The sequence below is a fragment of the Streptomyces sp. NPDC001401 genome (assembly GCF_042895385.1).
In the GTDB taxonomy this organism is placed as follows: domain Bacteria; phylum Actinomycetota; class Actinomycetes; order Streptomycetales; family Streptomycetaceae; genus Streptomyces.
In genome coordinates this window covers 1-22,637 of record NZ_JBIAWI010000013.1, presented here as the reverse complement: position 1 = coordinate 22,637, position 22,637 = coordinate 1, and the positions used below count along the sequence as shown (strand labels likewise).

Here is a 22,637-nt window from a genome sequence, read left to right as displayed (position 1 = left end):
AGGTGGTATGACATCGCTACGCCATCGCCTCTGCGCGGGTGGTGAACCAGTTCGCTTCATAGGCGTGTACGACGGGTTGTCGGGTTACCTGGCCGAACGGTCGGGTGCAGCCGCTCTCTGGGCGAGCGGCCTGTGTATCTCGGCGTCCAAGGCTCTACCCGATGGAGAAGTCGTCACCTACGAGTCGCTTGTACGGCGCGCCGAGGACATAAGGCGTGGGACACGGCTTCCGATCCTGGTCGACGGCAACACCGGCTTCGGTGACCTCACGGCTGTCCGTCACGTGGTGCGTCTGCTAGAGGACCGGCACATCGATGGGGTCTGTTTGGAGGACAAGGCATTCCCTCGCCGGAACAGCTTCGCCGACGGTCCGACGTATCCCCTGGAAGCTCCGGAGAGGTTTGCCGAAAAACTGAGCGCGGCAGTGAGCGCTCGCCGCGGCCGTGACTTCCTGATCGTGGCGAGGACGGAGGGCTTCATCGCGGGCGAATCCCAGAACGACGTGCTGCGCAGGGCGCGGCTGTACCAGCAGGCCGGCGCGGACGCCATTGTCGTCCACTCTAAGTCCAAGGACGGCCAGGAAGTGCTGTCGTTCGCCAAGGAGTGGGCGCGGCGCATTCCGCTGATCGTCATCCCGACGACGTATCCCGCGCTGTCGTTCCGTGACGCGGGCGACCACGGCATAGGGGGCGCGATCTGCGCCAACCAGCTCATGCGTGTCTCCGTTCAGGCGATCCGCACCTATCTGTCGCAACTCGCCGTGGCTGATCGCATGACCGACTGCGACACGGACATGGCACCGCTGGAGACGCTGCTCGACTACGTGCAGGGCCTCGCATCGGATGGCGCAGGCATACCGCTCCCCGCGGAGTCGGGGTGACGGCGACACACGACGACAGGTGGTGGGAAGGACTCGGCGCACGAACCGTCCGTGTCGACATCGATGAGGCGAGACGGGCCTCGGTGCGTGTCCTGGTCTCCTACGCCGTCCCGCGGAGCGACGCGGAGATCACCGCGCGGCACCTGGTGGAAGGCAGTGTTCGGGGCTATCCCGCTCATGGGCTCGAGCGGCTGCCCCAACTCGTCGCCATGTTGCACCGCGGCACGCTCAACCCGGCTCCCCGGCGTACTGTCGTGCGGCGGTCATCGGCACTGGCCGTGCTCGACGGCGACCACGGCCTTGGGCCGCCCGCCGCGGCGGAGGCTGTCGCGCTGGGTCGCAGCATGGCGCGCTCGTGTGGTGTCGGAGTCGTGGGTCTACGAGCGGCAGGCCACCAGGGCGCCCTCGGCCCGTGGGCCGAGCAGTGTGCTGGTGACGACTGTTTCGGACTGGTCGTCAGTGCGTCCGAGCCCGGGGTTGTGGCAGGACAAGGAACACGCCCCATCTTCGGCACCAATCCCATCGCTTACGCCTGGCCGACCGGGCAAGGCCCTGTCGTGGCCGACTTCTCCACTGCTGCGACAACACGTAGTGAACTGCTGCGCCGCGCGGAGACGGGCGACCCGCTGCCCCCCGGCACAGCCGTCGATGGCCACGGTCGCCCCACGCGCGACGCGCGGGCCGCGCTCGAGGGCGGGCTGCTGCCGTTGCGTGGCGACCATAAGGGCGTACTGCTCTCCCTGCTAGCAGGAATGCTCGCCGGCCCGGTCGTCGACGGCCCAGCCCCGCACCAGGTGGCGGGGACCCGCAAGCCCGACACACCACCCGATAAGGCCGACTTCTTCCTCGTGATCAACTTGGGGGCGACCACCGACATGAGCGTTTTCCAGGCACGAAGCGAGGCGTTGCGAGAGGTCCTGGCCTGCCCCGATGCCGGGAGTTTCGTCCTTCCAGGCAAAAGAGCCAGGAGGCGCAGTGCGGCAGCGCGCCGGGAAGGGCTCAACGTAAGCCCGGCCGTCGCCCGACTGCTGGGGACGGAGACCTCTCAGTGGCAGGAGACGCGTCCATGAGCGGCCCTGCCGACTCCGGCGCCTTCGTCACCATGGTCCTCGGGACCGGGGCGTTCTCCTCTAAAACCCTGCTGTCCGTCGCCTTGCTCCGCCACCTCTCCAACCAAGGCGTCGACGCCGTGCCATACAAGGCCATGACAGTCCTGCGCGACCGCGACCTTGAGCACTCGTCGCTCCTCGGCTCGGGGCTGCCATACCACCTCCTGGCGGCCCGCGTCGCCGCCGACCCACGACAAAGCCCGGTGGTCGTACGGCACAACGGCTTGCGGCGGGGTGATTTGTATGTGCACGGTGAACGGCTCGGAGAGGTCGCCATTCCGTGCAAGGACGCCGTCGATCTGGGGTCCCTGCCACTAGGGGCCCGTGACCACGTCATCGATGCCGCTCACACCGCGTTGGACCACCTGACGGCGGCCCATCGTCATGTGGTCGTCGAGGGAGCTGGCAGCGCGGTCGCCCTGCCACCGGAGGACGACCTACCGAATATCGGCATCGTCCGCCGGATACGGCCCGCCATCGTGCTCGTGAGTGAATTCTCGGGAGGCGGGGCAGCCGCGGCCCTGATCGGCACCTCGTTGTGTCTGCCCCCGGACGTCCGGGGCATGATCCGTGGATACGTCGTGGCCAATACTGGCGACTCAGCCGTCGTACGGCGCACCACGGAAATGGTGACCCGCGCCTCGGGCATGCGCTGCCTCGGTACCGTACCGGCCGACGACGGACTCGGATACGACGAGTTGTACACCGACACTGCCATAGAGGGTTGGGCGGCACGTCTGAAGCATCATGTCGATGTGGAAGCGCTGCTGGCGTCACCGGACGTGGGGGTGCCCAGTGCTGGCTGACCTCGGTACCCACCTGATCGTCGACTGCGACACCACCGGCCGAGCGGACCCAGCACTGGTGGGGGAGAAAGCCGCACAACTGCTGGACCTTTACGAGCTGTCGCAGTGCGCTGGCTTCCGCGTCCCGCGGTTCTGCGTCCTGCCCGCTTCTGTTCTGCGCCACTTCTACCGACGGGAGGAGTGGACCACCCGACTCGACTACGAGCCGCTGCCCCAGCCGCACGGAATCCCGCCCGACGTGCTCGCACGGCTGCTGGCGTTCCCCGCGTTCGCCCGCGCACCGATCAGCGCCTGTCTGGCCCGACTCGAGAGGCCAGCCATGCTGCGTACGAGTCTCGTACGCTCCGCCGGGGACACCGGAACCGGTTACGGCATCAACGCCACGGCCCTGCTGGACGCCGATCAAGCGAGCGCGTTCCCATACACGCCCGCCGTACCGGAGCTGATCGCAGCGCTCTACAAGGCGTACACCACCTGGGACAGCGACGACGGCCACTCCTGGAGGAACCGAGAAGCGGGCATCGTGTTCATGGAGGCAGTGCCCTTCTCGTGCATCGGCGCAGCCTACGTCGAGGCCGACAAGCTGACCGTCGAGGTCGACGTGAAGCGGCCGCCCCGCCGGATCCAGCGCGTGCTCGATCCGCATCTGGTAGGTGACCACCGAGACGTGCCCGGACTGGTCCCCTACGGGAAGCTGCTGAGGGCGTGCCGCGAGATCTGGAAGTACAGGTGCGGCACCACGGGCGTCGTTGAGGTGGAGTTCGGTGTCGGTCTCGACGGCGAATTGTTCGTCGTCCAGGCGCGAGAGCTCGCAGGCAGCATGGCTGGGGCGTTCCACTCGGTGGGCGAGGTTACTGGGCGTGTGCTTGACCTGCGCCAGATCCCGCGGGGTCCGGATGCCGCCCGCGAGGTCCTCTCCGACGTACACGGCCAGGTCCTCCTCGTGCGCCGGTGTGCCCGGCGTACACTCGACGCTTTCGCGCTCGCCTGGTTGTGGAAGTCCGGGACACAGCGCTCTAACCGGCCGGCCGCCGTTGTGCTGGAGGACCCCGGCAACCCGGGCACAGGGCCCGGATTCCGTAACCATCTGGCGCATGCGTTCATGGCTCGGCGGACAGTCCCCTTCCTCGCACAGGTCGCACACGATCAGTGGCCCGACGGCATGGAAGAAGTGATGCTGCGGTCGGACGGATCGACACTAGACGTACGAGCACCGTGACCAAAGGACCCGCATCCAGTGAAGATTCGCCAGAAGGCAGTGTGCTGCATCCGCCGCGCGGACGCGTTCCTGTTCACCGTCCGGCACGACGGGGAGCCACCCGAGACGACGTTCTTCATCCCTCCAGGAGGGATGATCGAGTCCGGGGAGAAACCCGGTGACGCCGCCACCCGGGAGGCACAGGAGGAGCTGGGCTGCCACGTTCCTGCCTGGGACTCCCTGGGCGTCCAGATGGACGAATTCACCTTCCGCGGTGAGAGGTGCCGGGAAACCGTGCACATTTTCGCTGCCCCGCTTCCGCCGGACTCTCGGATCGGTTCCCACATGCGGGAGTCCAACGGCGATGTTCACCCGCTGCGCTGGTTCACCACGGACCAACTGCGGACCTGCCATCTGCCCGTCTACCCGCCGGGTCTGCCGGAGGTGCTCAGCCGTTATGTCGCGTCCCGGTGAGGCACGCCCAGGGCTCACGGACCCCTTGATCCTCACGTCCGCGGCCTACGCAGACCCGCGGCGCTTCGCCGCGCGACAGGCACTCTACCAATGGCAGCGTCCACGGTACGACCTGCCCAGCCTGGTCCTGGACGCGGTCTACGATCGTTCCGGTCTGATCGTGGACGTGGGCTGTGGCAACGGAAAGTACCTCGAAAGGCTGCGGGCCGCACGGCCGGACAGGACCATTCTGGGGATCGATCTCTCCCCCGGCATGCTCAGGGACGTCACACCGCCGGTGGCCGTGGCCGACGCGCGCCGCCTGCCGCTGCAGGCGGAGTCGGCCGACGCGGTGCTGGCTCTGCACATGCTCTACCACCTGCCCAACCCGGCTGCCGGCATCGAGGAGTTCCGTAGAATCCTCCGTCCCGGGGGCAAGGTGATCGTCGCCACCAACGCCGCCTCGGACAAGGCCGAGATCCAGGCCCTGTGGAAGGCAGCGCACCAGGTCGCGAACCTTTTCGTGCCCGCAGACAGCCTGTCCTTCAGCACCCGGTTCACCCTCGAAGACGCCCAGACACTGCTGCCTCAGTACTTCGACGACGTCCACCTCATCCATTTGGACTCCATCATCGCCGTCACCGATCCTGCGCCAGTGCTGGCCTACTTCTCCTCGTATCTGCCGTTCCCGGGACAGACGGAGCAGACGGCCCGACGCCTGATCGCGGCGCTGGAACAGTTGGTGCGCGAGGTGATCACGCGTGACGGCGACTTCACCATCAGCTGCCGCGGAGGGCTGTTCGTCTGCTCCGGAATGCGAACCCACTGATCTCTGGCCCAAGGAGAGCAAGCCGTGCGTCAACTACTGCTGCCAGAACCCCGGGCACGGATCCGCTGGATCGACCTGCCCGGCTCGACGCCCGCACGGGTCTACCTGCATGGACTGGGATCCACCGCAGCCGAGTTCTGTCCCACCGCGGCCCATCCACTGCTCGTCGGCCGACGGAGCCTGCTCGTTGATCTCCTCGGATTCGGCTTCAGTGACCGGCCCGAGACGTTCGACTACACGATCGAGAGCCATGCCGGGGTGGTAGGGCAGCTTCTGGACGCGCTGGAATTGACCCAATGCGAGGTCGTAGGACACAGCATGGGAGGTGCCGTCGCGGTGGCGTTGGGACGGGCACGCCCGGATCTCATCTCGCGCCTCGTTCTCGCCGAACCGGCCCTCATTGGAGCGGGCAGACTGAGCGGATGGATCGCCACGCTCTCGGAGAACGACTACGTGCGCCGCGGACATCCTCTGGTACTGGCTCGCCTCCGAAACAGCCGCGATCAAGCGGACCTGGACGCGTTGCCAGCCTTCGAAGCGGCGTCACCCCTCGCCGTCCACCGATCCTCCGTCGGTCTGGTCCTCGGTGCCGAACCGGGCCTGCGCAAGGCTTTCGAGGACATGCCGGTGCCACGAGCCTGCCTCATCGGTGAACGAAGCCGTCCCGATCCGGCGTCGGACGGTACATACGCTTCGGAGATCACTGTCCTGACCGTGCGCGGCGCCGGCCACATGATGATGAACGACGCTCCACAGGCGTTCGCGGAATGCGTGCACCAGGCCGTCTCGTCCAGGAAGGTAGTAGCCTGAAATGCCGAAAAAGATAGTCCTGGTCGGACTGGGTTTCCACGCGCGTCACCATTACCTGCCCCTGCTGGGAGACGTCGTGCGGCGGCACGAGGCCCAACTCGTCGGCGTGGTGGACATCGAAGACCGACGGCCGCATGTAGAGAAAGCGCTGCGAGAGGCCGGACTCGCTCCCGCTCATTTCCTAGGGCTGCGTTCCGTGGATCCACTCGCCCAAGCCGAGGCGCTGACGCGGCTGAGCAGGCTGAAAGCCGAGCAGGGGTGCGACGGGCTGATCGTCTCGACTGATCCCCGCAACCATCTTCCCTACCTGACGTGGGGAGCCCTAGAAGATGTTGATGTACTCGTCGACAAGCCGCTGTCCGCTCTCGCGATGGATTTCTCGCCCGAGGCTGCCCGTAAACTCACAGACGATTTCCAGTCGATCCGGGATCTCTTTGCCCACTCGACCGCCTCCGCCACCATCATGGTGACGCGTCGCGCCCACGATGGCTATCTCATGGCCCGCCGCATCCTGCACGACGTGGCCGCAGAATTCGGTGTGCCCATCACCTTCCTGAACACCTACCACGCGAACGGCTATTGGAACTTTCCGGACGAGTTCCGCAGCCGTGAGAACCATCCGTACAAGTACGGCTTCGGCGCACTGCTGCACGGTGGGTACCACGTGGTCGACCTAGCCGCATGGCTGCTGTCGGTCAACAAGGAGGCCCTGCAAGACGACTGGGCCGACCGCATGGAGGTGCTGACCCAACACGCCACGCCCGACGACTTCCTGGAGCAGATTCCACAAGCCGTGTACGACCGTTTCGGCCTTGGCCGGGAGATGCAGGCGCCCTTCAGCCAGGCGGGCCGGTATTTCGCCCAGTCGTGTGGGGAAACCGACGTCAACATCTCGTTCTCAGCCAGACGGGACGAACGCGTGATCACGATGGGCAGCATCCAGGTGATGGAGACGGCGCTGAGTACGCGAGCCTGGCGCAACCTGTCTGAGGACACGTACAAGGACAACGGCCGCCACTCCCAGGAGAGGATTACCGTCCATATGGGTCATCTCCTCACCATGCACATAGAGGACTACCGTCCTCTGCCCCGCGACGCCGATCCGCAGGGGCTCGCCCCGGCGCGATTCGTCATACGCGTCCTCCGCAACAGCAGATTGATCGGAGGGGAGCCATACTCCGAGCACGTCCTGACGCCGCATCCAAGCGCCCAGGGCGGGGGCACCGACTCACTCACCGAGCGCAGCCGTCGCAAGACCTTCCAGCGGTGGATCACCGGAGCCGGTCGGGCCGCGGCGGCCCTGGAGACCCACGAACTGTCCATCCGGCTGCTGACGGCCGCACACGAATGCATGTCCCGCCGCCGACGGGGCTTGGCACCCATGACCTCATTCCCGATAGGCACCCCGGCACCGTCACCGGAGGCCAAGCCGATGTCCTGGGGGTCCGCGCGTGTCTGATGTACTTGTGATCGGGGCCCCGAGCGCAACCGCTCACGAGGTGGTCACAGAAACATTGCGGCCGTACCCGGTAGAGGTGTCTTTCTGGCCCGACCTGGCATCAGCGCCACGGAACGTCAGGCGTCCAGCGAGAGGGGTCATTATTGACGGACCCGAGGCGGATCCTGAGATTCTGCGCAGTCTCGTGCAGCTCCAGGCATGGGTGCGAGTTACCAGAACGCCGTCCAGTTACGCGTCGGAGTATGCCACCCTCCAGCGGAGGGACGTTGCACTGCGAGGCGGAACGCCGGGCCGCTCAACTACCGAAACGGCGGAGTTCACTGTGCTCATGATGCTCATGTTGATCCGCCAGGTGGCAGGAGCGGAACAGGCGCTGCGTGACGGAGGTGCCGACTCGATCGAGCTCGTCAACCACGCCAGCGGCAGCCTCGGTGACGAGACCGTGGGCCTCATCGGCCTGGGACGCATCGGCAAGGCAGTGGCTAACCTCCTGACACCTCACCGCCCGCGGCTGCTCCACACCGCCAGGCGTCTCCCGGAGAACTGCTGTGCGGAGACCGACGGCCGCTACGGAGACCACGTCACACTTGACGAGCTGCTCGCGCAGTCCACCGTGCTCTCCTTACATCTCCGGGATCGGGAGGGCACGTGGCGCTTGGGGGAGGAGCAACTGGCCAGGATGCGACACGGGGCCTTTCTCATAAACACGGCGCAGGGCTGCCTGGTCGACGAGGAAGCCCTGTGCAATCACCTGGAAAGCGGGAACCTGCGGGCAGCCGCGCTCGATGTTTTCGAGCAGGAGCCACTTCCCGCCGATTCACGTTTGCGAGTGACATCCAACCTCCTGCTCACACCTCACGTGGCGGGCAAGACACGTGGCGTCGCACGAAGGCTTTGGACCGATGCCTGCCACAACTTGATCTCCGAGATGGGAGCATTGACGGGACCGAACGACCAAGTTCCTTGATGCCCGGGACAGGCTCAGAGCCGGCTTGGCATTAACGGCTTGTGGCGGCCCCACTTCTCCGGCCTGAGCTGGCTCCAGTCGCGGGGCGTACGGGAGCGTTCAGGGGTTGTTCCGGCTTGAGCTGGCCCCACCGTATGCGGTGGGCTGGGACGCTCGGTGCAGGTCTCCGCGAGGGGGCGATGCCGGGTGGTGTCCTCGAAAGAAGAGCTGTTCCTGCAGATCCGTCGGGACTCCTGGCGGGAAGGGTTGTCGGTCCGTGCGCTCGCGCGGAAGTACCGGGTGCACCGGCGCTTGGTGCGTGAGGCACTGTCCTCGCCGGTGCCGGCTCCGCGGCGGCATTCACCCAGGCTGGATCCGTTCAAGAAGACGATCGACCGGTGGTTGCTCGACGCCCTGGAGGCTCCGCCGAAGCAGCGGCACACGGTGAAACGGATTCTGACCCGGCTTCAGCAGGAGTTCGGGGCTGAGATCGCCTATTCGACGGTGTGGGACTACGTGCACCGTCGGCGTCAGGAGATCGCGGCAGCCGCGGGTACTGCTCCTGCCGCGGGGTTTGTGATCCGGTACCTGACCCCGGACAGGACCTACAGCCTGGTCGTCCACGACTTCCACCACCCACTGGCCCGGGTGCTGCGCCCGGTGGCCTCGCTCGGCGAGAGCGACCTGGCGGAGATCTCCCGTGCGGCCGATGACACCGTCCGGCGCACGGCCGAGGAACGGCAGGTGCTGGCACTGCTGCGGGACGTGACGGAGGACCGGCTGCGAGGCCGGGGCCCGGAGCTGGAGGGTGAGTTCACAGGCGCACCCCCGCGCTGAGCCTGTTCAGGTCCGCGGCACGAGCTGGCAGGCCGACGCCCAGCGGCCGGTGGCACGGCACATGCGGGACGGCGACCCTCTGGAGGCCGCCCGCGCCTGCCGCAATGTCAAACGCGCATCTGCCATTAACTGATCCACACCCCGGGCATTGTCACCGCCACGAAGCTGGCCACTCGGACCGGAGGAACGTGGAGTCGGCACGCCACCAGAGATCACACAAGGTCACCAACCGGCCCACGAAGGCCGGGAACTGCCGATAATTGAATACGCGAGCCCACCAGTAGGCCGCTGCCCCCGGCATACGTGAAGGACACCTTCGTGCTGCGGGGGAAAGCCAGGCCGGCGCCGGTTGCCGCCTCGCCGCCGAACTTCTCCAGCGCCGGGCAACCGATCACGGTCACATCGTCGTGCTGCGCGGGGCGCTGCGGCGAGCGGGGGCACGGCCGGTCAGTCCCCGTCGGCGCCCCACCCCTGGCTGCATCGTCAGCACCTGCCCCCACCATGCTGATGCTCAGTCGGTCTACTGATCTCTTCGGACTGTTGTCGGATGCTGATCCCTGCGGTAGGCCGGTGGCATTCGGTACGCGCAGGGCGGCGGGCTGACCGCCGAGCGGCGGCGCTTTCGCGAGCGGATCCGGTACCAGGCCGGTGAGCGGTTCGCGCACGGTGAGAGGACCGCGGTTATCGCGAAGGATCTGCGGGTGAGTGAGCGGTCGGTGGAGCGCTGGCGTCATGCCTGGCAGGAGGGCGGGATGGACGCCCTCGCCTCCACGGGGCCGGCGAAACGTCCCAAGGTGTCCGACGGCCAGTTCGCCGAGCTGGAGAAGGAGTTGGCCCTCGGGCCTGCCGGGCACGGCTGGGAGGACCAGCGGTGGACTCTGGCACGGGTCAGAGCGCTGATCGCCTGGAAGTTCGGCATCGACTGCTCCTCGGCGGCCGTCTGGCGGCTGCTGCACCGGCACGGCTGGTCCTGGCAGTCTCCGGCCCGCCGCGCGCTGGAACGCGACGAGCAGGCAGTGGGTTTATGGAAGAAGGACGTGTGGCCGCAGGTGGAATGACCGCGGCGGCGCTGGGGGCCTACATCGTGTTCGAGGACGAGGCCGGTTTCTCGATGACCCCGCCGCGCGCCCGCGCCTGGGGCCGACGCGGGCAGACACCCGTGGTTCGGGTGCGGGGCCGCTCCTGGCGCCGCTGGTCGATCGCCGCCATGTGCTGCTACCGGCCGGGCGAGACTTCCCGGCTGATCTACCGGCCGCGCCGCCACCGCAAGCACCGAGGCAAAGGACGCGACACCTTCGCCTGGAGCGACTACCGCGACCTGGTCGTCCGCGCCCACATTCAACTCCAGGCTCCCATCGTCTTGATCTGGGACAATCTCAACACCCACCGGGCCGCCGGGATGCGTGAGTACGCGGCCCCACACGACTGGCTCACCATCGTCCAACTGCCCTCCTATGCACCGGACTTGAACCCGGTCGAGGGCGTCTGGTCGCTGTTACGCCGTGGCCCACTGACCAACACCGCCTTTACCGACGACGAGCACCTCGAACGCACCATCCGTCGGGGCTTACGCCATATCCAGCTCCGCCCCGACCTCATCGACGGCTGCCTCACCGGCACCAGACTGCCCCTCACTCAGCAACCGACAACAACCCGAGGAAGTCAGTAACCGTTCGAGCAGGTTTCGTTCGGGGATGCTCTCGGGTCGTTTGACGGCGGCCTGTGGATACGGTTCTGATCAACATTTCGGGATCGCCCAGAGTGACCATGCATCAGATTGATCATGGGGCGCGTGTTATGTGATCAGATACTTGACCTGCTGCTGCCGCACCTGGCGTCCGTGGCCGTGACTGACCTCCAACTCGTCGGCACGACACTGACGATCACCGCTACGACGGTCGCGGAGACCGCGCCGTGCCCGACTTGTGCGGCCAACTCGCGTCGTGTGCATGACCGTTACCGGCGGAGGCTTGCCGATGTCGCCATCGGAGGGCGTCCGGTGACGATCTGTCTGACGGTTCGCCGGTTTCGGTGCGAGGCGTCGTCGTGTCCGCGCCGGACCTTCGCCGAGCAGGTCGAGGGACTGACCTTCCGATACGGGCGCCGCAGCCAGCTCCAGCAGGCGATGCTGGCGGTGATCGGCCGGTTCCTGGCCGGGCGGGCCGGGGCCCGCCTCGCGGCCATGCTGCACTGCCGGGTCAGCCCGAACACCCTGCTCAGCCGTGTCCGGACCCTGCCGGCGGAGCCACCGGATCGGAGCCCGAGGGTGCTGGGTGTCGACGACTTCGCCCTCAAGCGCGGTCACGTCTACGGGACCGTGCTGATCGACATCGAGAACGGCCGCCCGGTGGACGTGCTGCCGGACCGCACCGCCGAGACCTTCATAGCCTGGCTCCTTGAGCACCCCGGAGCAGAGATCGTGTGTAGAGACAGGGCCAGCGCGTATGCGGAGGCGGTCCGCACGGCCGCGCCGGACGCGGTCCAGATCGCGGACAGGTTTCATCTCTGGCTCAACCTGTGCAAGATGGTCGAGAAGTGCGCTCTCGCCCACCGACACTGCCTCACGCCACCGGAAGACGAGGCCCAGGGCGCGGTTGTGGAACCCTCCGTCGTGCCCCCGGCAATCGAGCGAAAGCGGGCGGCGAACACCCGGCGTCACTTCGCCGCGGTGCACGAGATGTACGACAAGGGCGTCGCCATCGACGTCATCTCGAAGACCCTGCGGATGGACCGCAAGACGGTCCGCAAGTACGCCCACGCGACCACAGTGGAGGAACTGCTCGCGCCACCCCGGCAGAGCCGCAGGATGCTGCAGCCCTGGGCCGAGTACCTCAACATGCGCTGGCAGGAAGGCTGTACCGACAGCGGACGGCTCTTCCGCGAGATCCAGCAGCGCGGCTATCGCGGCACCAGCCGCAGTGTCCGGCGCTGGCTCGAACCTCTGCGGTCGGCCGAAGCGCCGACGCCGAAGCGATCCGAGGCGCCCACCGTCCGGCAGGTCACCGGCTGGCTCACCCGCCACCCCGACAACCTCAGCTCCGGTCAGCAGCTCCGTCTCAAGCACATCATGGCCCGCTGCCCCGAACTCGCCGACCTGCGACGGCACATCGCGTCCTTCGCCACGATGATGAAAAACCTCGACGGCCACCACCTACCCCGCTGGATCAAGGCCGCCGAGGGCAGCGACCTGCCGCCCCTGCGCAACTTCGCCCGCAACCTCACCAAGGACCTCGACGCCGTGACCGCCGGCCTCACCCTGCCGTACTCCAGCGGCATCGTCGAAGGACACGTAAACCGGGTCAAATTCCTCAAGCGACAGGGCTACGGACGAGCCAACTTCGACCTGCTCCGACGCCGCATCCTGCTCACCCCGTGAGCCGTCACTCTGGGCGATCCCGAAATGTTGATCAGAACCCGTCGAGTCGGCCATGAGTGCGAGGGACATCTGGCCGCCACCGGGGATTACAACTGGCCGTTGACAGTTCGTTTCACGATTTGCCGACGCCGTTACGGGTGGCGGGCCGATCGTTCTTCGAACCGAAACAGCTGTGGGCTCACGGCCAGCTCCCCTGAGAACGGCTGGTCCAGCGTTCGGCGTCGTGGAGGGGGCAAGCAGTGGATCGTAGAGTCATGCCGAGGTACGGATGACACCGCCTGGCTGCGAGTCACAATCGCCCAGCGTGGCAGGTCACAGGGCCGCCTGCCCTATTCCGGGACACCTGACCACGAGTGCGCCCGCGTCGTGGGCATCGTCCACAAGCTCCCCGGTAGCTCACTGGCATGCCTCACCCTGCCAACGATCACATCATGTGACCGACAAGCGGTTCCGCCGCGCCGCCGAAATCACAGTCAGCGCCAGTCGCATGACGGCTGTCCGTGGGGAGAATCTGGGGAGTACGAGCCGCTCTGGGGAGCGCCTGGGGAGAATGAGCCGCGTAACGCGGCACGATTCTGAAACACCCTGAAAGGCTCATCCGTGCAGGTCAGAGAGGGTAGCGACGGCATCGCCGCAGGTCGGAACCGCTCGGCAGACAACTTCAAGCGGATCTCGTCGTGGGCGGCAATTCTCTTTGCTCCGACACTCGTTGGAACCATTTACGGCATGAACTTCTCCCACATGCCCGAGCTGCACTGGGACCTCGGATACCCCTTCGCGATCGGCTCGATGGGGGTGATTTGCGTGAGTTTGTACCTTATTTTCAAGAGTCGGGGCTGGCTGTAGGGCGACTGACGCCGCCCCAGCAGTGTGCACTGATTGCTCTTGCACCTTCCGGAGAAAGAGCCGTGACAGGCTCTGGGGAGCCCCTGGGGAGAAGTGATGCGGGTGATCTCCTCGTCCTGCCGCGACCGAGCCTCTGACCTGGCAGTTTGAGTATTTTTCAACGCTGGGGAGAATCTGGGGAGAATGGCATGGCATTCCCACCCTCCACCCGGCGCAACGAACCGCCTGTCTTCCCTGTTCGCCGGGGTCTGCCGACCCGAACGCCTCTGTGAGACATCACAGATAGTGACACTATGCGCCGCCTCGACGCCCGCACCCCTCCGCCGACACGGTCGTTCGATGTGGGGTCCCCGGGTGTGTCGCATCCCTGCGCCGGTACGGTCACTCCCCGACTGACACGGATGACCCCTGCGTTGATCTCCTCAATGTCGGTGACGGTGCCGGAGGCGGGCCGCTCGTCGACCTCCCTGACGAACGTGATGCTTTGAATTTGCGCAGCTCAGTCTGCCCAGCCATGGGGGGCCGTGAAACGGATCCAGGCTCGCCGACCTCGTCCATGCCAACACCCCCTTGAGGATGCCGCCGATTCCGCCGGCGCCCATGACGATCCCGAGGGCGGTCGGGCTCCAGTGCAGTTCGCGCAGCAGGTTTGTTTCTGCGGAGACCGTGTCCCCCGCTGGCTGTGTCGCTTTGTAGAGCGGTTGGTGACTCGGGTTGTGCCTCGTTGCAGCAGCGCATCTTGTTGCTTTCTCACCCCTTGGCTGTGAGCAAAGGCACAGTGCTGGCCCGACTTTGGCGAATGATCGGCATGTCGCGTATTGCTAGGCGACGCGACTCGAAGGTCACGGCGAGTGGTCACTGCGGGCGTATCGGCTTCAGGTGGGTCTGCTGCAGGTTCGGGTGACAGGTTCGGTCACGCGGCCTTGAGGGCCGGTGTGGTCATGACGGTCTCGAATTCGACGGGTGTCAGCCGATCGAGTGCGGCTTGTCTGCGGCGCCGGTGGTAGGTCCTCTCGATCCAGGACACGATCGCGATCCGCAGTTCTTCACGGGTGGCCCAGGTCCGGCGGTCGAGGACGTTCTTCTGCAGCAGGCTGAAGAAAGACTCCACGGCCGCGTTGTCGCCGGCAGCCCCGACTCTCCCTATCGATCCGGCCATCCGGTGGTGGTCGAGGGCTCGGACGAACTTCCGGGACCGGAACTGTGATCCGCAATCGCTGTGCAGGATGCACCCGTCAACGTGTTCACGCCGGGCCACGGCGTTGTCCAGGGCGGCTACGGCGAGGCGGGACTTCATCCGCGCATCGATGGAGTAGCCCACGATCCTGTTGCTGAAGACATCCTTGATCGCGCAGAGGTACAGCTTGCCTTGGCCGGTGGCGTGTTCGGTGATGTCGGCGAGCCACAGCCGGTTCGGGCCGGTCGCGGTGAAGTTGCGGCTCACGAGATCGTCGTGCACCGGCGGGCCGGCCTTCTTGCCCCGGCCGCGCTTCTTCCCGAGGACACTCCACCAGCGGTTGTCCCGGCAGATCCGCCAGGCGGTGCGCTCGGCCATGCCCGCCCCGGCGCCTCGCGCTTCATCGGCAAGGAAGCGGTAGCCGAATTCCGGGTCGTCGCGGTGGGCGTCGAACAACGCGTTCGCGCGATATGCCTCCCCCAGCACGGCGTCGGCAACCGGCCTGCCCAGCCAGCGATAGTAGGGCTGTCTGGCGAGCTTGAGCACCCGGCACGCCACCGTGACGGGCACCCCGTCCACGGCCAGCTCCTTCACGAGCGGGTAGATCCTTTTCCCGGCAGGTGCGCCTGCGGCAGATAGGCCGCGGCCCGGCGCAGGACCTCGTTCTCCTGCTCCAGCAGCTTGATCCGCCGGCGTGCTTCCCGTAGTTCCGCGCTCTCTTGGCTGGTCACCCCGGGCTTGGTCCCGTCGTCGATGTCCGCCCGGCGCATCCACTTCCACAACGTCATGGGATGGACCCCGAAGTCGGTGGCCACCTGCTCGACCGTGACACCCGGGCCGCGGTTCCTCGCGACCCGCACGACGTCCTGGCGGAACTCTTCCGGATAAGGCTTCGGCACAGCGACATCCTTTCCACCCACCCTACAGGGCAAGCCAGTTCAGATGTCACCCGATCGTGCAGCAGACCCGAGAGAGGTGCGTTGGCGTGGGTACCCATCAGATGGCGGCGAGGTTGTTGAGCAGGTGGCCAAGTTCTGCCGGCGCCTGCATGTGGGCCAGGTGGCCCTGGCCGGGGAGTTCGTGGACTCCGGCGTGAGCGACGTGCTGCCGTACGTTGTCGAACGACGTTCCGTAGGGGGCTGTTCCGCGGTTGCACTGTCCGATGATCAGGTCGACTTGATCTGCCTGTCGCGCCATCACATCCGGAGGTAGCGTCGCGTTGAGCGCGCCGAGTTCGGCGTACAGCGGTCCGCTCAGGCGACGCAAGATCGCCCAACCGTGCTGATCGGCCCGAAGATCCTCGACGTGCGCAGCGGAGAAGCCGGAGATCTGCCGATTGACGATCTCGACGCAGCGATCCCAGTCCGCCGTCTCCGCTGCGCTCTTCAGGTCCGGCAGTGCATGGCGTCCGAATGGCTGCATCACCGGCTCGTAGGCGATCACCTGGGGTATCGGGCGATCGTTGGCGGTCAGCAAGGTGATCAAGCCGCCGTAGCTCCAGCCGAAGAGTGCCCTCGTGCTGTCGAACTCGTCAAGGACCACGCCGAGGTCCTCAACCTCTGTCCGCAGTGAGTACGAGTTGGTCAACGGCCCTGAGGAAGTACGTCCCCGGCGGTTTACGACTACTACTGAGGGCCAGGCGTCGATGGCGCCCGCAACACGGCGCCACGTATGCGCATCGCTCATCACGCCCGGGACGACGACGAGGCTCGGGGCATCCGGCTCGCCGTACACATCGACCGTGACCCAGCTGTCCCCGCCGACCGACAGCTTCTTCTGAATCGTTCGCTCCATAAATCTATTATGGAGCGAACGATCTACAATGCAAGCGTGACCGAACGCAACCGTGGACGACCACGAGCCTTCGACCGCGACCGTGCGGTCCTTGACGCCGCTCGCCTCTTCTGGCGACGCGGCTACTCCGGCACCTCGACCCGCACCTTGACCGCGGCCCTCGGGCTTTCCACCTCTAGCCTCTACGCCGCCTTCGGCAGCAAGGCCGGACTGTTCGAGGAAACGGTGCGGACCTACGCCGAGCGTTACCGCGAGATCTACCAGCAAGCTGTCGCCGAGAAAGACATCCAGACGGTCATCGACCGCATCCTCACCGACTCGGTCCACGAGTTCACCCAGCCAAGCGACAGGCATCCCGGATGTCTCATCAGCAGCGCCGTGATGACCGACAGCACGAGCACGCTCGATACCAGCGCCTACGTCGCCGAACTGCACAGCTCGAACGAGCAGGCCCTCCTCGTGCGCATCGAACGAGCGATCCAGGACGGGGAACTAGCCGCGGGCACCAACGCAGCGGTCCTGACCGGGCTCATCCAATCCGTCTGGCACGGATTGTCAGTGCGGTCCAACGTCGACACAGCCCGCGAGGACCTGCTCGCGACGGCACAACTTGCTCACCAGCTGATCTGCCAACAACTCACGTCACCAACGTCCTGACCCGCAACATCAGGCTGGTCATGCTCGGGGTAGCTGCGGAGGTCTACCATGCCCCGAACGATCTGGTCTGGAGCCATCTCGTTCGGCCTGGCCACTTCTCTGAACTAGGCCGCTTGTCCGCGCGCGGGCGGCGGGGCCTGGACCTCGGTGCCGTCGATCCGCAGGGCCACGCCTGCCGCGCCGCTGTAGGCGTCGTCCAGGGTGCCAATGAGTGGGCAGCCGCACACCTGGTCCGGTTGTAAACCCGTTGACGGGCGCGCCGCCCGGCTTTGACGATCAGGCGCATGTCTGCCGCCCTGGCGCCTATGCGCCACCGCCCGTTCCGTCACCTCTTCATCGGTACGACGGCCAACCTGCTCGGCAACGGGGTGGCGCCGATCGCCCTCGCCTTCGCCGTGCTCGACGCCACTGGCTCGGTCGGCTCGCTCGGAGTGGTGGTCGGCGCCCACTCCCTCACCGGCATCCTCTTCCTGCTGTACGGCGGGGTGTTGGCGGACCGGCTGCCGCGCGGCCCGCTGTTGGTCGGCAGCAGCGTGGTCAGCGCGGCGAGCCAGGCGGTGGTCGCTGCCCTGGTCCTCACCCACAACGCCGCCATCCCCCTACTCATGGTGCTCGCCGCCGTCAACGGGGCGTCAAGTTCCTGCTATCAGCCCGCCGCCCAGGCCCTGCTGCCCCAGACCGTGCCGGCAGATTCCCGCCGCGCCGCTCTCGCGCTCTCCCGGATCGCCGGCAGCAGCGCGGCGATCGTGGGCGCCTCGCTGGGCGGCGTACTGGTCGCCGCGGTCGGCCCCGGCTGGGGCCTGGCCGTCGACGCGCTCAGCTTCGCGCTCGCCGCCGCGTCCTTCGCGCTGGTCCGCGTCCAGGTCGCACCGCCCGCGCCCAGCCCCGGTGTGGTGCATGAACTGCGCGTCGGCTGGCGGGAGTTCACCTCCCGCAGCTGGGTGTGGGTGATCGTGGTGGCCTTCTGCTTCCTCAACGCCGGCCTCACCGCCTCGTTCACCGTCCTCGGCCCGGCCGTCGCCGACACCACTGGGATCGGCCGCAGCGGCTGGGGCATGGCCCTTGCCGCGGGCTCGCTCGGCGCGGTCGCTGGCGGCATACTGTCGCTGCGCTGGCGGCCCCGGCGCGCGATCCTGGTCGGCTGCGCACTGATGGGCCTGACGGCGACGATCCCGCTGCTGCTCGTGCTCGCCCCGTACACCTGGCTGCTGGTCGTGGCCAATTTCGTGGCGGGCGTGGGCGTTGAGCAGGCCGGCGTCGCCTGGTACTCGACCCTCAACGAGCAGATTCCCGAGGACCGCCTTGCCCGCGTCTACGCCTACGACGACCTCGGTTCCTACCTCGCGCTCCCGCTCGCGCAGTTCGCCGCCGGACCCGCCGTATTCCTCCTCGGCCTCCATGCCACCCTCTACGCGGCCGCCGCGCTCATCCTTCTCGCCACCCTCGCCATGGTTGCCACCCCGTCCATCCGCGCCCTGGCTCCGAAGACCGCAGAACCGCTGCCCGCCTCCGAAGATCCGGTGCCTGGCTGAGCTCGGCTCTGACGCGCCTTTCTACACTCGCCGAGACCTTCGTCAGGCCCCAGATCAAGCCACGAGGCGTACATAACGCTCGGTCTGCCACCCGATGACATCCAGAACCGCACGGAGCAAGAGCGAGTCACCGCGGCCTGGAAAGACGTGGACCACTTCCGTGAGTGCCAAGGTGCCCAGTCCGTTCGCATACTCATCCAGTGCCGCGCGCCTGGCCTCGCCACGCAAGCAGGCGCCGCCAGTGGGGCTGGCGATGGTTCATCGCGGCCCGTCATCCGTCCTGATCTCACGCGTTCTCCAGGAAGGATCTTGGCCAGGAGATCACGACCCTGTGCGATGTCGGCCGGGAGAAGGTACGAACCGAAGACCGGGACTTCGCACGATGCTGCCGCGCTGGCCACCGCCTGGTGAATCAGAATGTGGTCCGGATGGCCAGTCAGGCCGTCCGGACCCACTGTGAGCACGACGTCAGGAATGATCTTGTGGATCTGGGCAGCAATGACCTCGGCCAAGTCTGAGACTGACGCGCTGGTCAGCGAGCCAGGCATCTGCCGCCCGGCGGTATCCGTCCATCGTCCTTCGGCAAGCCAGTTCCACTCGCTTACGCCGAGCCTGGTGCATGCCGCATCCAGCCGAGCGGAACGGCGTCGACGCGTCTCAGCGCTGGAAGTGACGTCATTCTCAGCGGCCTCCCCGCCCGAAGCGGTACACAAGACGACTCGGCTTCCCTGCTGGCTCAGCATGGCGATCGCCGCACCATGAGCGAACACCTCGTCGTCGGGGTGCGCCGTCAGCACGAGGGTCGTTGAGCCCCTGCCCAGATGGCTGAACAACACAGCAGTCTCCCCAGATTGGAACTGACCGCGAGGCTATCGCTGTGCTGGCATGCCGAGGAGTACGGGCCCGCCTCCGGCTGCCGTGTCAATCTGGCTGATCTTGGACTCAGCGCCGGTCAGGCTGACGCGGAGTCCTTCGATCTCGCCCAGCCAGCCTTGCTGCTCTGCCTCAGCAATGCGGTCGATGAGGTTGTCGCGGATCTCGACCAGACGGCCGCGCTGGGCGGGATCGGGGCGAAGAAGGGAGCAGCGGACGCCTGTGTTCGATGCCCCGTCCTCATCATTTCCCCTGCGGAGAGGCCGCGACTGGTCGAGATCCGCGACAACCTCGCCGACCGCATCGCCGAAGCCCAACGCGAAGGCTGGCTCGGCGAAGTCGAAGGACTCTCCGTCAGTTTCGCCGCCGCCGAGAGGCAACTCACCCAACTCGACGCACAGCAAGAGCGCCAGCGGTCCCCGGTTTTCCTGGGCATCCCTACCCTCGATCAGATCATCGCCCGCACCAGCGACGTGAGCGAGCCCTGAGCCGAGGTGCACCAGGTGTGCCTCACATCCGCCTGATGCTTCATCACTTACCCGCAGTCCTCGATCATGGACTAGCGTGCCGCTCATGACCACGGACGACTGGCTGACCGACACCCGTACCTCATACGACACGGTCGCAGTCAGCTACGCCGACCAAGTGCGCGATGCCATCGCCGGACATCAGTACCTTCGCGCAGCTTTGGCGTTGTTCACCGACAGCGTGCGGGCCACTGGCGGCGGGCCGGTGGCTGATGTCGGCTGCGGTCCCGGACACGTTACCGCCCACCTGAACAAGCTCGGTCTCGACGCCTTCGGCATCGACCTGTCGCCCGGGATGATCGACACGGCCCGGCGCGACCACCCCGGCCTGCGCTTCGAGGTGGGCTCAATGACGGACCTGGACCTCCCGGCCGCCTCGGTGGCCGGCCTGCTCGCCTGGCAGTCGCTGATCCACATCCCCGACGACGAGGTGCCGACTGCCCTCGGGCACTTCCACCGAGCACTGCGTCCAGGCGGATCGCTGCAGCTCCTGTTTCACGTCGGAGACGAGCCGCAGTTGAAGACAGAGGGCTACGGCGGTCACCCGATGAAGGTCCATGTCCACCGCCGTCAGCCGGACAAGGTGGCAACCTGGCTGCGTGACGCCGGATTCGAGGTCGAGGCCCAGATGCTGCTCAACCCGGATACGAAAGCCTCGCAAGCGTTTCTTTTCGCCCGCCGTAGGCCCTAACGGTAGTTCGGAGAAGTCACGCAGTCGGAGATCGGCAAGGGGTACGAGTACGCCAAGGATCAGGTCGTCGCCATCAGTGATGCGGATCTGCGGGAGCTCCCGCTGCCGACCGCGAAGGCCATCGAGATCGAAGCCTTCGTGCCGCTCGACAGCATCGACCCGATCCGGGTCGGCGAGGGCTACTACCTGGCGCCGGATGGGCAGCTCGCGGCGAAGCCGTACAAGCTGCTTGATCTGGAGGGCTTGGTGGGCGCCGGGGAAGAGCAGGTTGTTTACGGTGCACGCCTTGATCCGTCGGATCTCGGAGCGTCCGTGGCCGGTGCTGCGAGTGCGTCCCTGGAGCGGGATCTGTTGCCAGGGCAGGGACTTCAGTTGCCTGCGCAGCTTCTTCTGGTTGCCCTTGACGATCACGATGTAGTGAGCTTTGCGGCCCAGGAGGTAGGTGGCGTGTTCGCGCTGGGTGTGCATCGCGTCGCTGGTGACGACGGTGTCGGACAGTTCGGGGATGCCTTCCAGCAGCGGCTGGAAGCAGGTGATCTCGTTCGTCTTCTCCTGTACGTCCAGCTGGGACAGGACCAGGCCGGTGGTGTGGTCGAGGGCGGCAAGCAGGTGGATCTTCCGGCCCGTGGCCCTGGCGGCTCCGCGCAGGCTCTTGCCGTCGACCGCCAGTGCACGCAACCCGCCGACGGTGTGAGGGCGGCGGTCGGCGAGCCAGCGGCCCACGGCCCGGTCCAGGGCGTCGCCGTCGATCCGGGCCAGCAGCCGGCGCACCGTCGATTCCGCGGGCAGCATCCGTTGGGGGACCAGCGGATCGGTAGATGCGCCGATGGCCTGGAGTACCTGCGGCGGGGCGTCGGAGATCCATTCGCCGACCGCCAGCAGCGACCTTGCGCCGGCCAGGACCGCGCACGCGGTGAGCGCGAGCACGACTACCAGGGCGTGCCGTACCCCGCGCGGATCACGCGGGTCGGGTACCTCGGCCAGTCGCTCCAGCAGGCCCGGCACTTCTGCGGGGTCGAGCAGTGACTGATCGCAGAGTTGGTCAAGGGCAGGTGGGATCGGCGATGATGCGTCGGCAGACACGGTCTTCCACTCGGATCACGGGGCGTTGAGAACTCCATGATCTTGGGAGCCCATGTCTGTCAACTTCCCGGATGACCGCCAAGCTGGCGGATTGTCACGGACCGGATGCCCGAGCAATGACCTTGAAGCCTGCCGTGAGCCGCCCTGCTACGGCAATCGCCTGAGCCACAACACGGCAAGGCCGTAGGCGACAGCTGACACAGCAAGTCCCGCGAGGAACGTAGCGGTGAACGCCCAGTCGGGCAGCGTCTGCCTGAAGAACCCGAACGTGACGTCGCGCGTGATGAGGAATGCTGCGATGGCGGCGAACGTCGCACCCGCTGACTGCTGGGTCCACCGCCCCGTCTTCGAGGCGACGCGGCCATCTGGGCGAGGGGCAAGAGGTTCTGTCACTCGTCACTTGTACCGGTCTCGATGCGACTCATCAATGGCAGCCGGTCCAAGCCCGCATGCGGCAGGGCTTCGACATCGTCGCACGACCGCTAACCGGACATCGTGCGACTACGCCGAGGCCCTGGGACCAGCGTTGATGCTCAAGGGCATCTTTGAGAGGGCGTTAAGTCCCTTCTCTCTCCGCTCGAGATCGCTCGCTCGTGGTTGTGATCATCTCAATCTGGCAAGGTGGCCGCATGACAGCGCAGGCGGCCCTCAAGGCGGCGCTTAGAGGCCCTAACAAAGGCGTCGTACGTGTCTGTAGGTGATGAGGCAGGTGGCGAGGCCGAGGAAGGCTTCGTGGATGTCGTCGCGTCGTTCC

At 66.6% G+C, this 22,637-nt stretch carries 19 protein-coding genes and 4 pseudogenes; 19 read left to right on the top strand and 4 right to left on the bottom strand.

Annotation, left to right across the window (positions count from 1 at the left end; translation table 11 throughout):
• Positions 1–7: 7 nt before the first annotated feature.
• The 14 genes and pseudogenes from ACFY10_RS35185 to ACFY10_RS35120 all read left to right on the top strand — a co-directional run.
• On the top strand, positions 8–880 hold the full coding sequence (locus tag ACFY10_RS35185; protein WP_390669296.1) for an isocitrate lyase/phosphoenolpyruvate mutase family protein: 873 nt from the start codon (positions 8–10) through the stop codon (positions 878–880).
• Complete coding sequence (locus ACFY10_RS35180; RefSeq protein WP_390669295.1) at positions 877–1,950, top strand: Ldh family oxidoreductase; 1,074 nt, start codon at positions 877–879, stop codon at positions 1,948–1,950. Before ACFY10_RS35185 ends, ACFY10_RS35180 begins: the two co-directional genes overlap by 4 nt.
• Entirely contained in the window at positions 1,947–2,795 is an 849-nt protein-coding gene (locus tag ACFY10_RS35175) for a hypothetical protein (protein WP_390669294.1), read from the top strand. The genes ACFY10_RS35180 and ACFY10_RS35175 overlap by 4 nt, the downstream gene beginning before the upstream one ends.
• Positions 2,785–4,014 (top strand): hypothetical protein, encoded by a 1,230-nt coding sequence (locus ACFY10_RS35170; RefSeq protein ID WP_390669293.1) that lies wholly within the window; start codon positions 2,785–2,787, stop codon positions 4,012–4,014. The genes ACFY10_RS35175 and ACFY10_RS35170 overlap by 11 nt, the downstream gene beginning before the upstream one ends.
• A gap of 18 nt (positions 4,015–4,032) precedes the next feature.
• Positions 4,033–4,467, top strand: coding sequence for an NUDIX domain-containing protein (locus ACFY10_RS35165; protein WP_390669292.1), 435 nt, complete (start codon positions 4,033–4,035; stop codon positions 4,465–4,467).
• A gap of 25 nt (positions 4,468–4,492) precedes the next feature.
• Entirely contained in the window at positions 4,493–5,275 is a 783-nt protein-coding gene (locus ACFY10_RS35160; RefSeq protein WP_390669291.1) for a class I SAM-dependent methyltransferase, read from the top strand.
• A gap of 24 nt (positions 5,276–5,299) precedes the next feature.
• Positions 5,300–6,085: an alpha/beta fold hydrolase gene (locus ACFY10_RS35155; RefSeq protein WP_390669290.1), complete on the top strand. Its 786-nt coding sequence runs from the start codon at positions 5,300–5,302 to the stop codon at positions 6,083–6,085.
• 1 nt (position 6,086) lies between these two features.
• The gene (locus tag ACFY10_RS35150; RefSeq protein ID WP_390669289.1) at positions 6,087–7,544 is read left to right on the top strand and encodes a hypothetical protein; all 1,458 of its coding nucleotides are present in this window, start codon (positions 6,087–6,089) and stop codon (positions 7,542–7,544) included.
• Positions 7,545–7,872: 328 nt separating this feature from the next.
• Positions 7,873–8,511 (top strand): NAD(P)-dependent oxidoreductase, encoded by a 639-nt coding sequence (locus ACFY10_RS35145; protein WP_390669288.1) that lies wholly within the window; start codon positions 7,873–7,875, stop codon positions 8,509–8,511.
• 189 nt (positions 8,512–8,700) lie between these two features.
• Positions 8,701–9,327, top strand: coding sequence for a hypothetical protein (locus ACFY10_RS35140; protein WP_390669287.1), 627 nt, complete (start codon positions 8,701–8,703; stop codon positions 9,325–9,327).
• A 575-nt stretch (positions 9,328–9,902) separates the two neighbouring features.
• The gene (locus ACFY10_RS35135; protein WP_390669529.1) at positions 9,903–10,385 is read left to right on the top strand and encodes a winged helix-turn-helix domain-containing protein; all 483 of its coding nucleotides are present in this window, start codon (positions 9,903–9,905) and stop codon (positions 10,383–10,385) included.
• Positions 10,386–10,438: 53 nt separating this feature from the next.
• Positions 10,439–10,996 (top strand): transposase, encoded by a 558-nt coding sequence (locus tag ACFY10_RS35130; protein WP_390669528.1) that lies wholly within the window; start codon positions 10,439–10,441, stop codon positions 10,994–10,996.
• A gap of 114 nt (positions 10,997–11,110) precedes the next feature.
• A complete protein-coding gene (locus ACFY10_RS35125; protein ID WP_390669527.1) occupies positions 11,111–12,703 on the top strand; it encodes an ISL3 family transposase in 1,593 nt (530 codons plus the stop codon).
• Between the two features lie 654 nt (positions 12,704–13,357).
• A pseudogene (locus ACFY10_RS35120) lies at positions 13,358–13,549 on the top strand (CorA family divalent cation transporter); the annotation flags it as partial.
• A 913-nt stretch (positions 13,550–14,462) separates the two neighbouring features.
• On the opposite strand, the gene ACFY10_RS35115 reads toward ACFY10_RS35120, so the two are convergent.
• A protein-coding gene (locus ACFY10_RS35115) for an IS3 family transposase (RefSeq protein ID WP_390669286.1) occupies positions 14,463–15,625 on the bottom strand; the annotation gives its coding sequence in 2 pieces (ribosomal slippage) (positions 14,463–15,338 and positions 15,341–15,625; 1,161 coding nt in all).
• Positions 15,626–15,722: 97 nt separating this feature from the next.
• Positions 15,723–16,520 (bottom strand): alpha/beta fold hydrolase, encoded by a 798-nt coding sequence (locus ACFY10_RS35110; protein ID WP_390669285.1) that lies wholly within the window; start codon positions 16,518–16,520, stop codon positions 15,723–15,725.
• A 36-nt stretch (positions 16,521–16,556) separates the two neighbouring features.
• Between ACFY10_RS35110 and ACFY10_RS35105 the strand changes: the two genes are divergently transcribed.
• Together ACFY10_RS35105 and ACFY10_RS35100 are read left to right on the top strand one after the other, a co-directional pair.
• On the top strand, positions 16,557–17,177 hold the full coding sequence (locus tag ACFY10_RS35105) for a TetR/AcrR family transcriptional regulator (protein ID WP_390669284.1): 621 nt from the start codon (positions 16,557–16,559) through the stop codon (positions 17,175–17,177).
• A 284-nt stretch (positions 17,178–17,461) separates the two neighbouring features.
• Positions 17,462–18,709 carry an MFS transporter gene (locus ACFY10_RS35100; RefSeq protein WP_390669283.1) on the top strand — a complete coding sequence of 416 codons (1,248 nt, stop codon included), beginning with the start codon at positions 17,462–17,464 and terminating at the stop codon, positions 18,707–18,709.
• Positions 18,710–19,110: 401 nt separating this feature from the next.
• On the opposite strand, the pseudogene ACFY10_RS35095 reads toward ACFY10_RS35100, so the two are convergent.
• Positions 19,111–19,506, bottom strand: a pseudogene (locus ACFY10_RS35095) (PIG-L family deacetylase); the annotation flags it as partial.
• Positions 19,507–19,560: 54 nt separating this feature from the next.
• Between ACFY10_RS35095 and ACFY10_RS35090 the strand changes: the two are divergent.
• From ACFY10_RS35090 to ACFY10_RS35080, 3 genes and pseudogenes are all read left to right on the top strand, one after another.
• Complete coding sequence (locus tag ACFY10_RS35090; RefSeq protein ID WP_390669282.1) at positions 19,561–20,070, top strand: hypothetical protein; 510 nt, start codon at positions 19,561–19,563, stop codon at positions 20,068–20,070.
• Positions 20,071–20,155: 85 nt separating this feature from the next.
• Positions 20,156–20,800: a class I SAM-dependent methyltransferase gene (locus ACFY10_RS35085; protein ID WP_390669281.1), complete on the top strand. Its 645-nt coding sequence runs from the start codon at positions 20,156–20,158 to the stop codon at positions 20,798–20,800.
• A gap of 12 nt (positions 20,801–20,812) precedes the next feature.
• Positions 20,813–21,031: pseudogene (locus ACFY10_RS35080) on the top strand (Ku protein); the annotation flags it as partial.
• Between the two features lie 33 nt (positions 21,032–21,064).
• Here ACFY10_RS35080 and ACFY10_RS35075 read toward each other — a convergent pair.
• Positions 21,065–21,805: pseudogene (locus ACFY10_RS35075) on the bottom strand (ISAs1 family transposase); the annotation flags it as partial.
• Between the last annotated feature and the right edge of the window lie 832 nt (positions 21,806–22,637).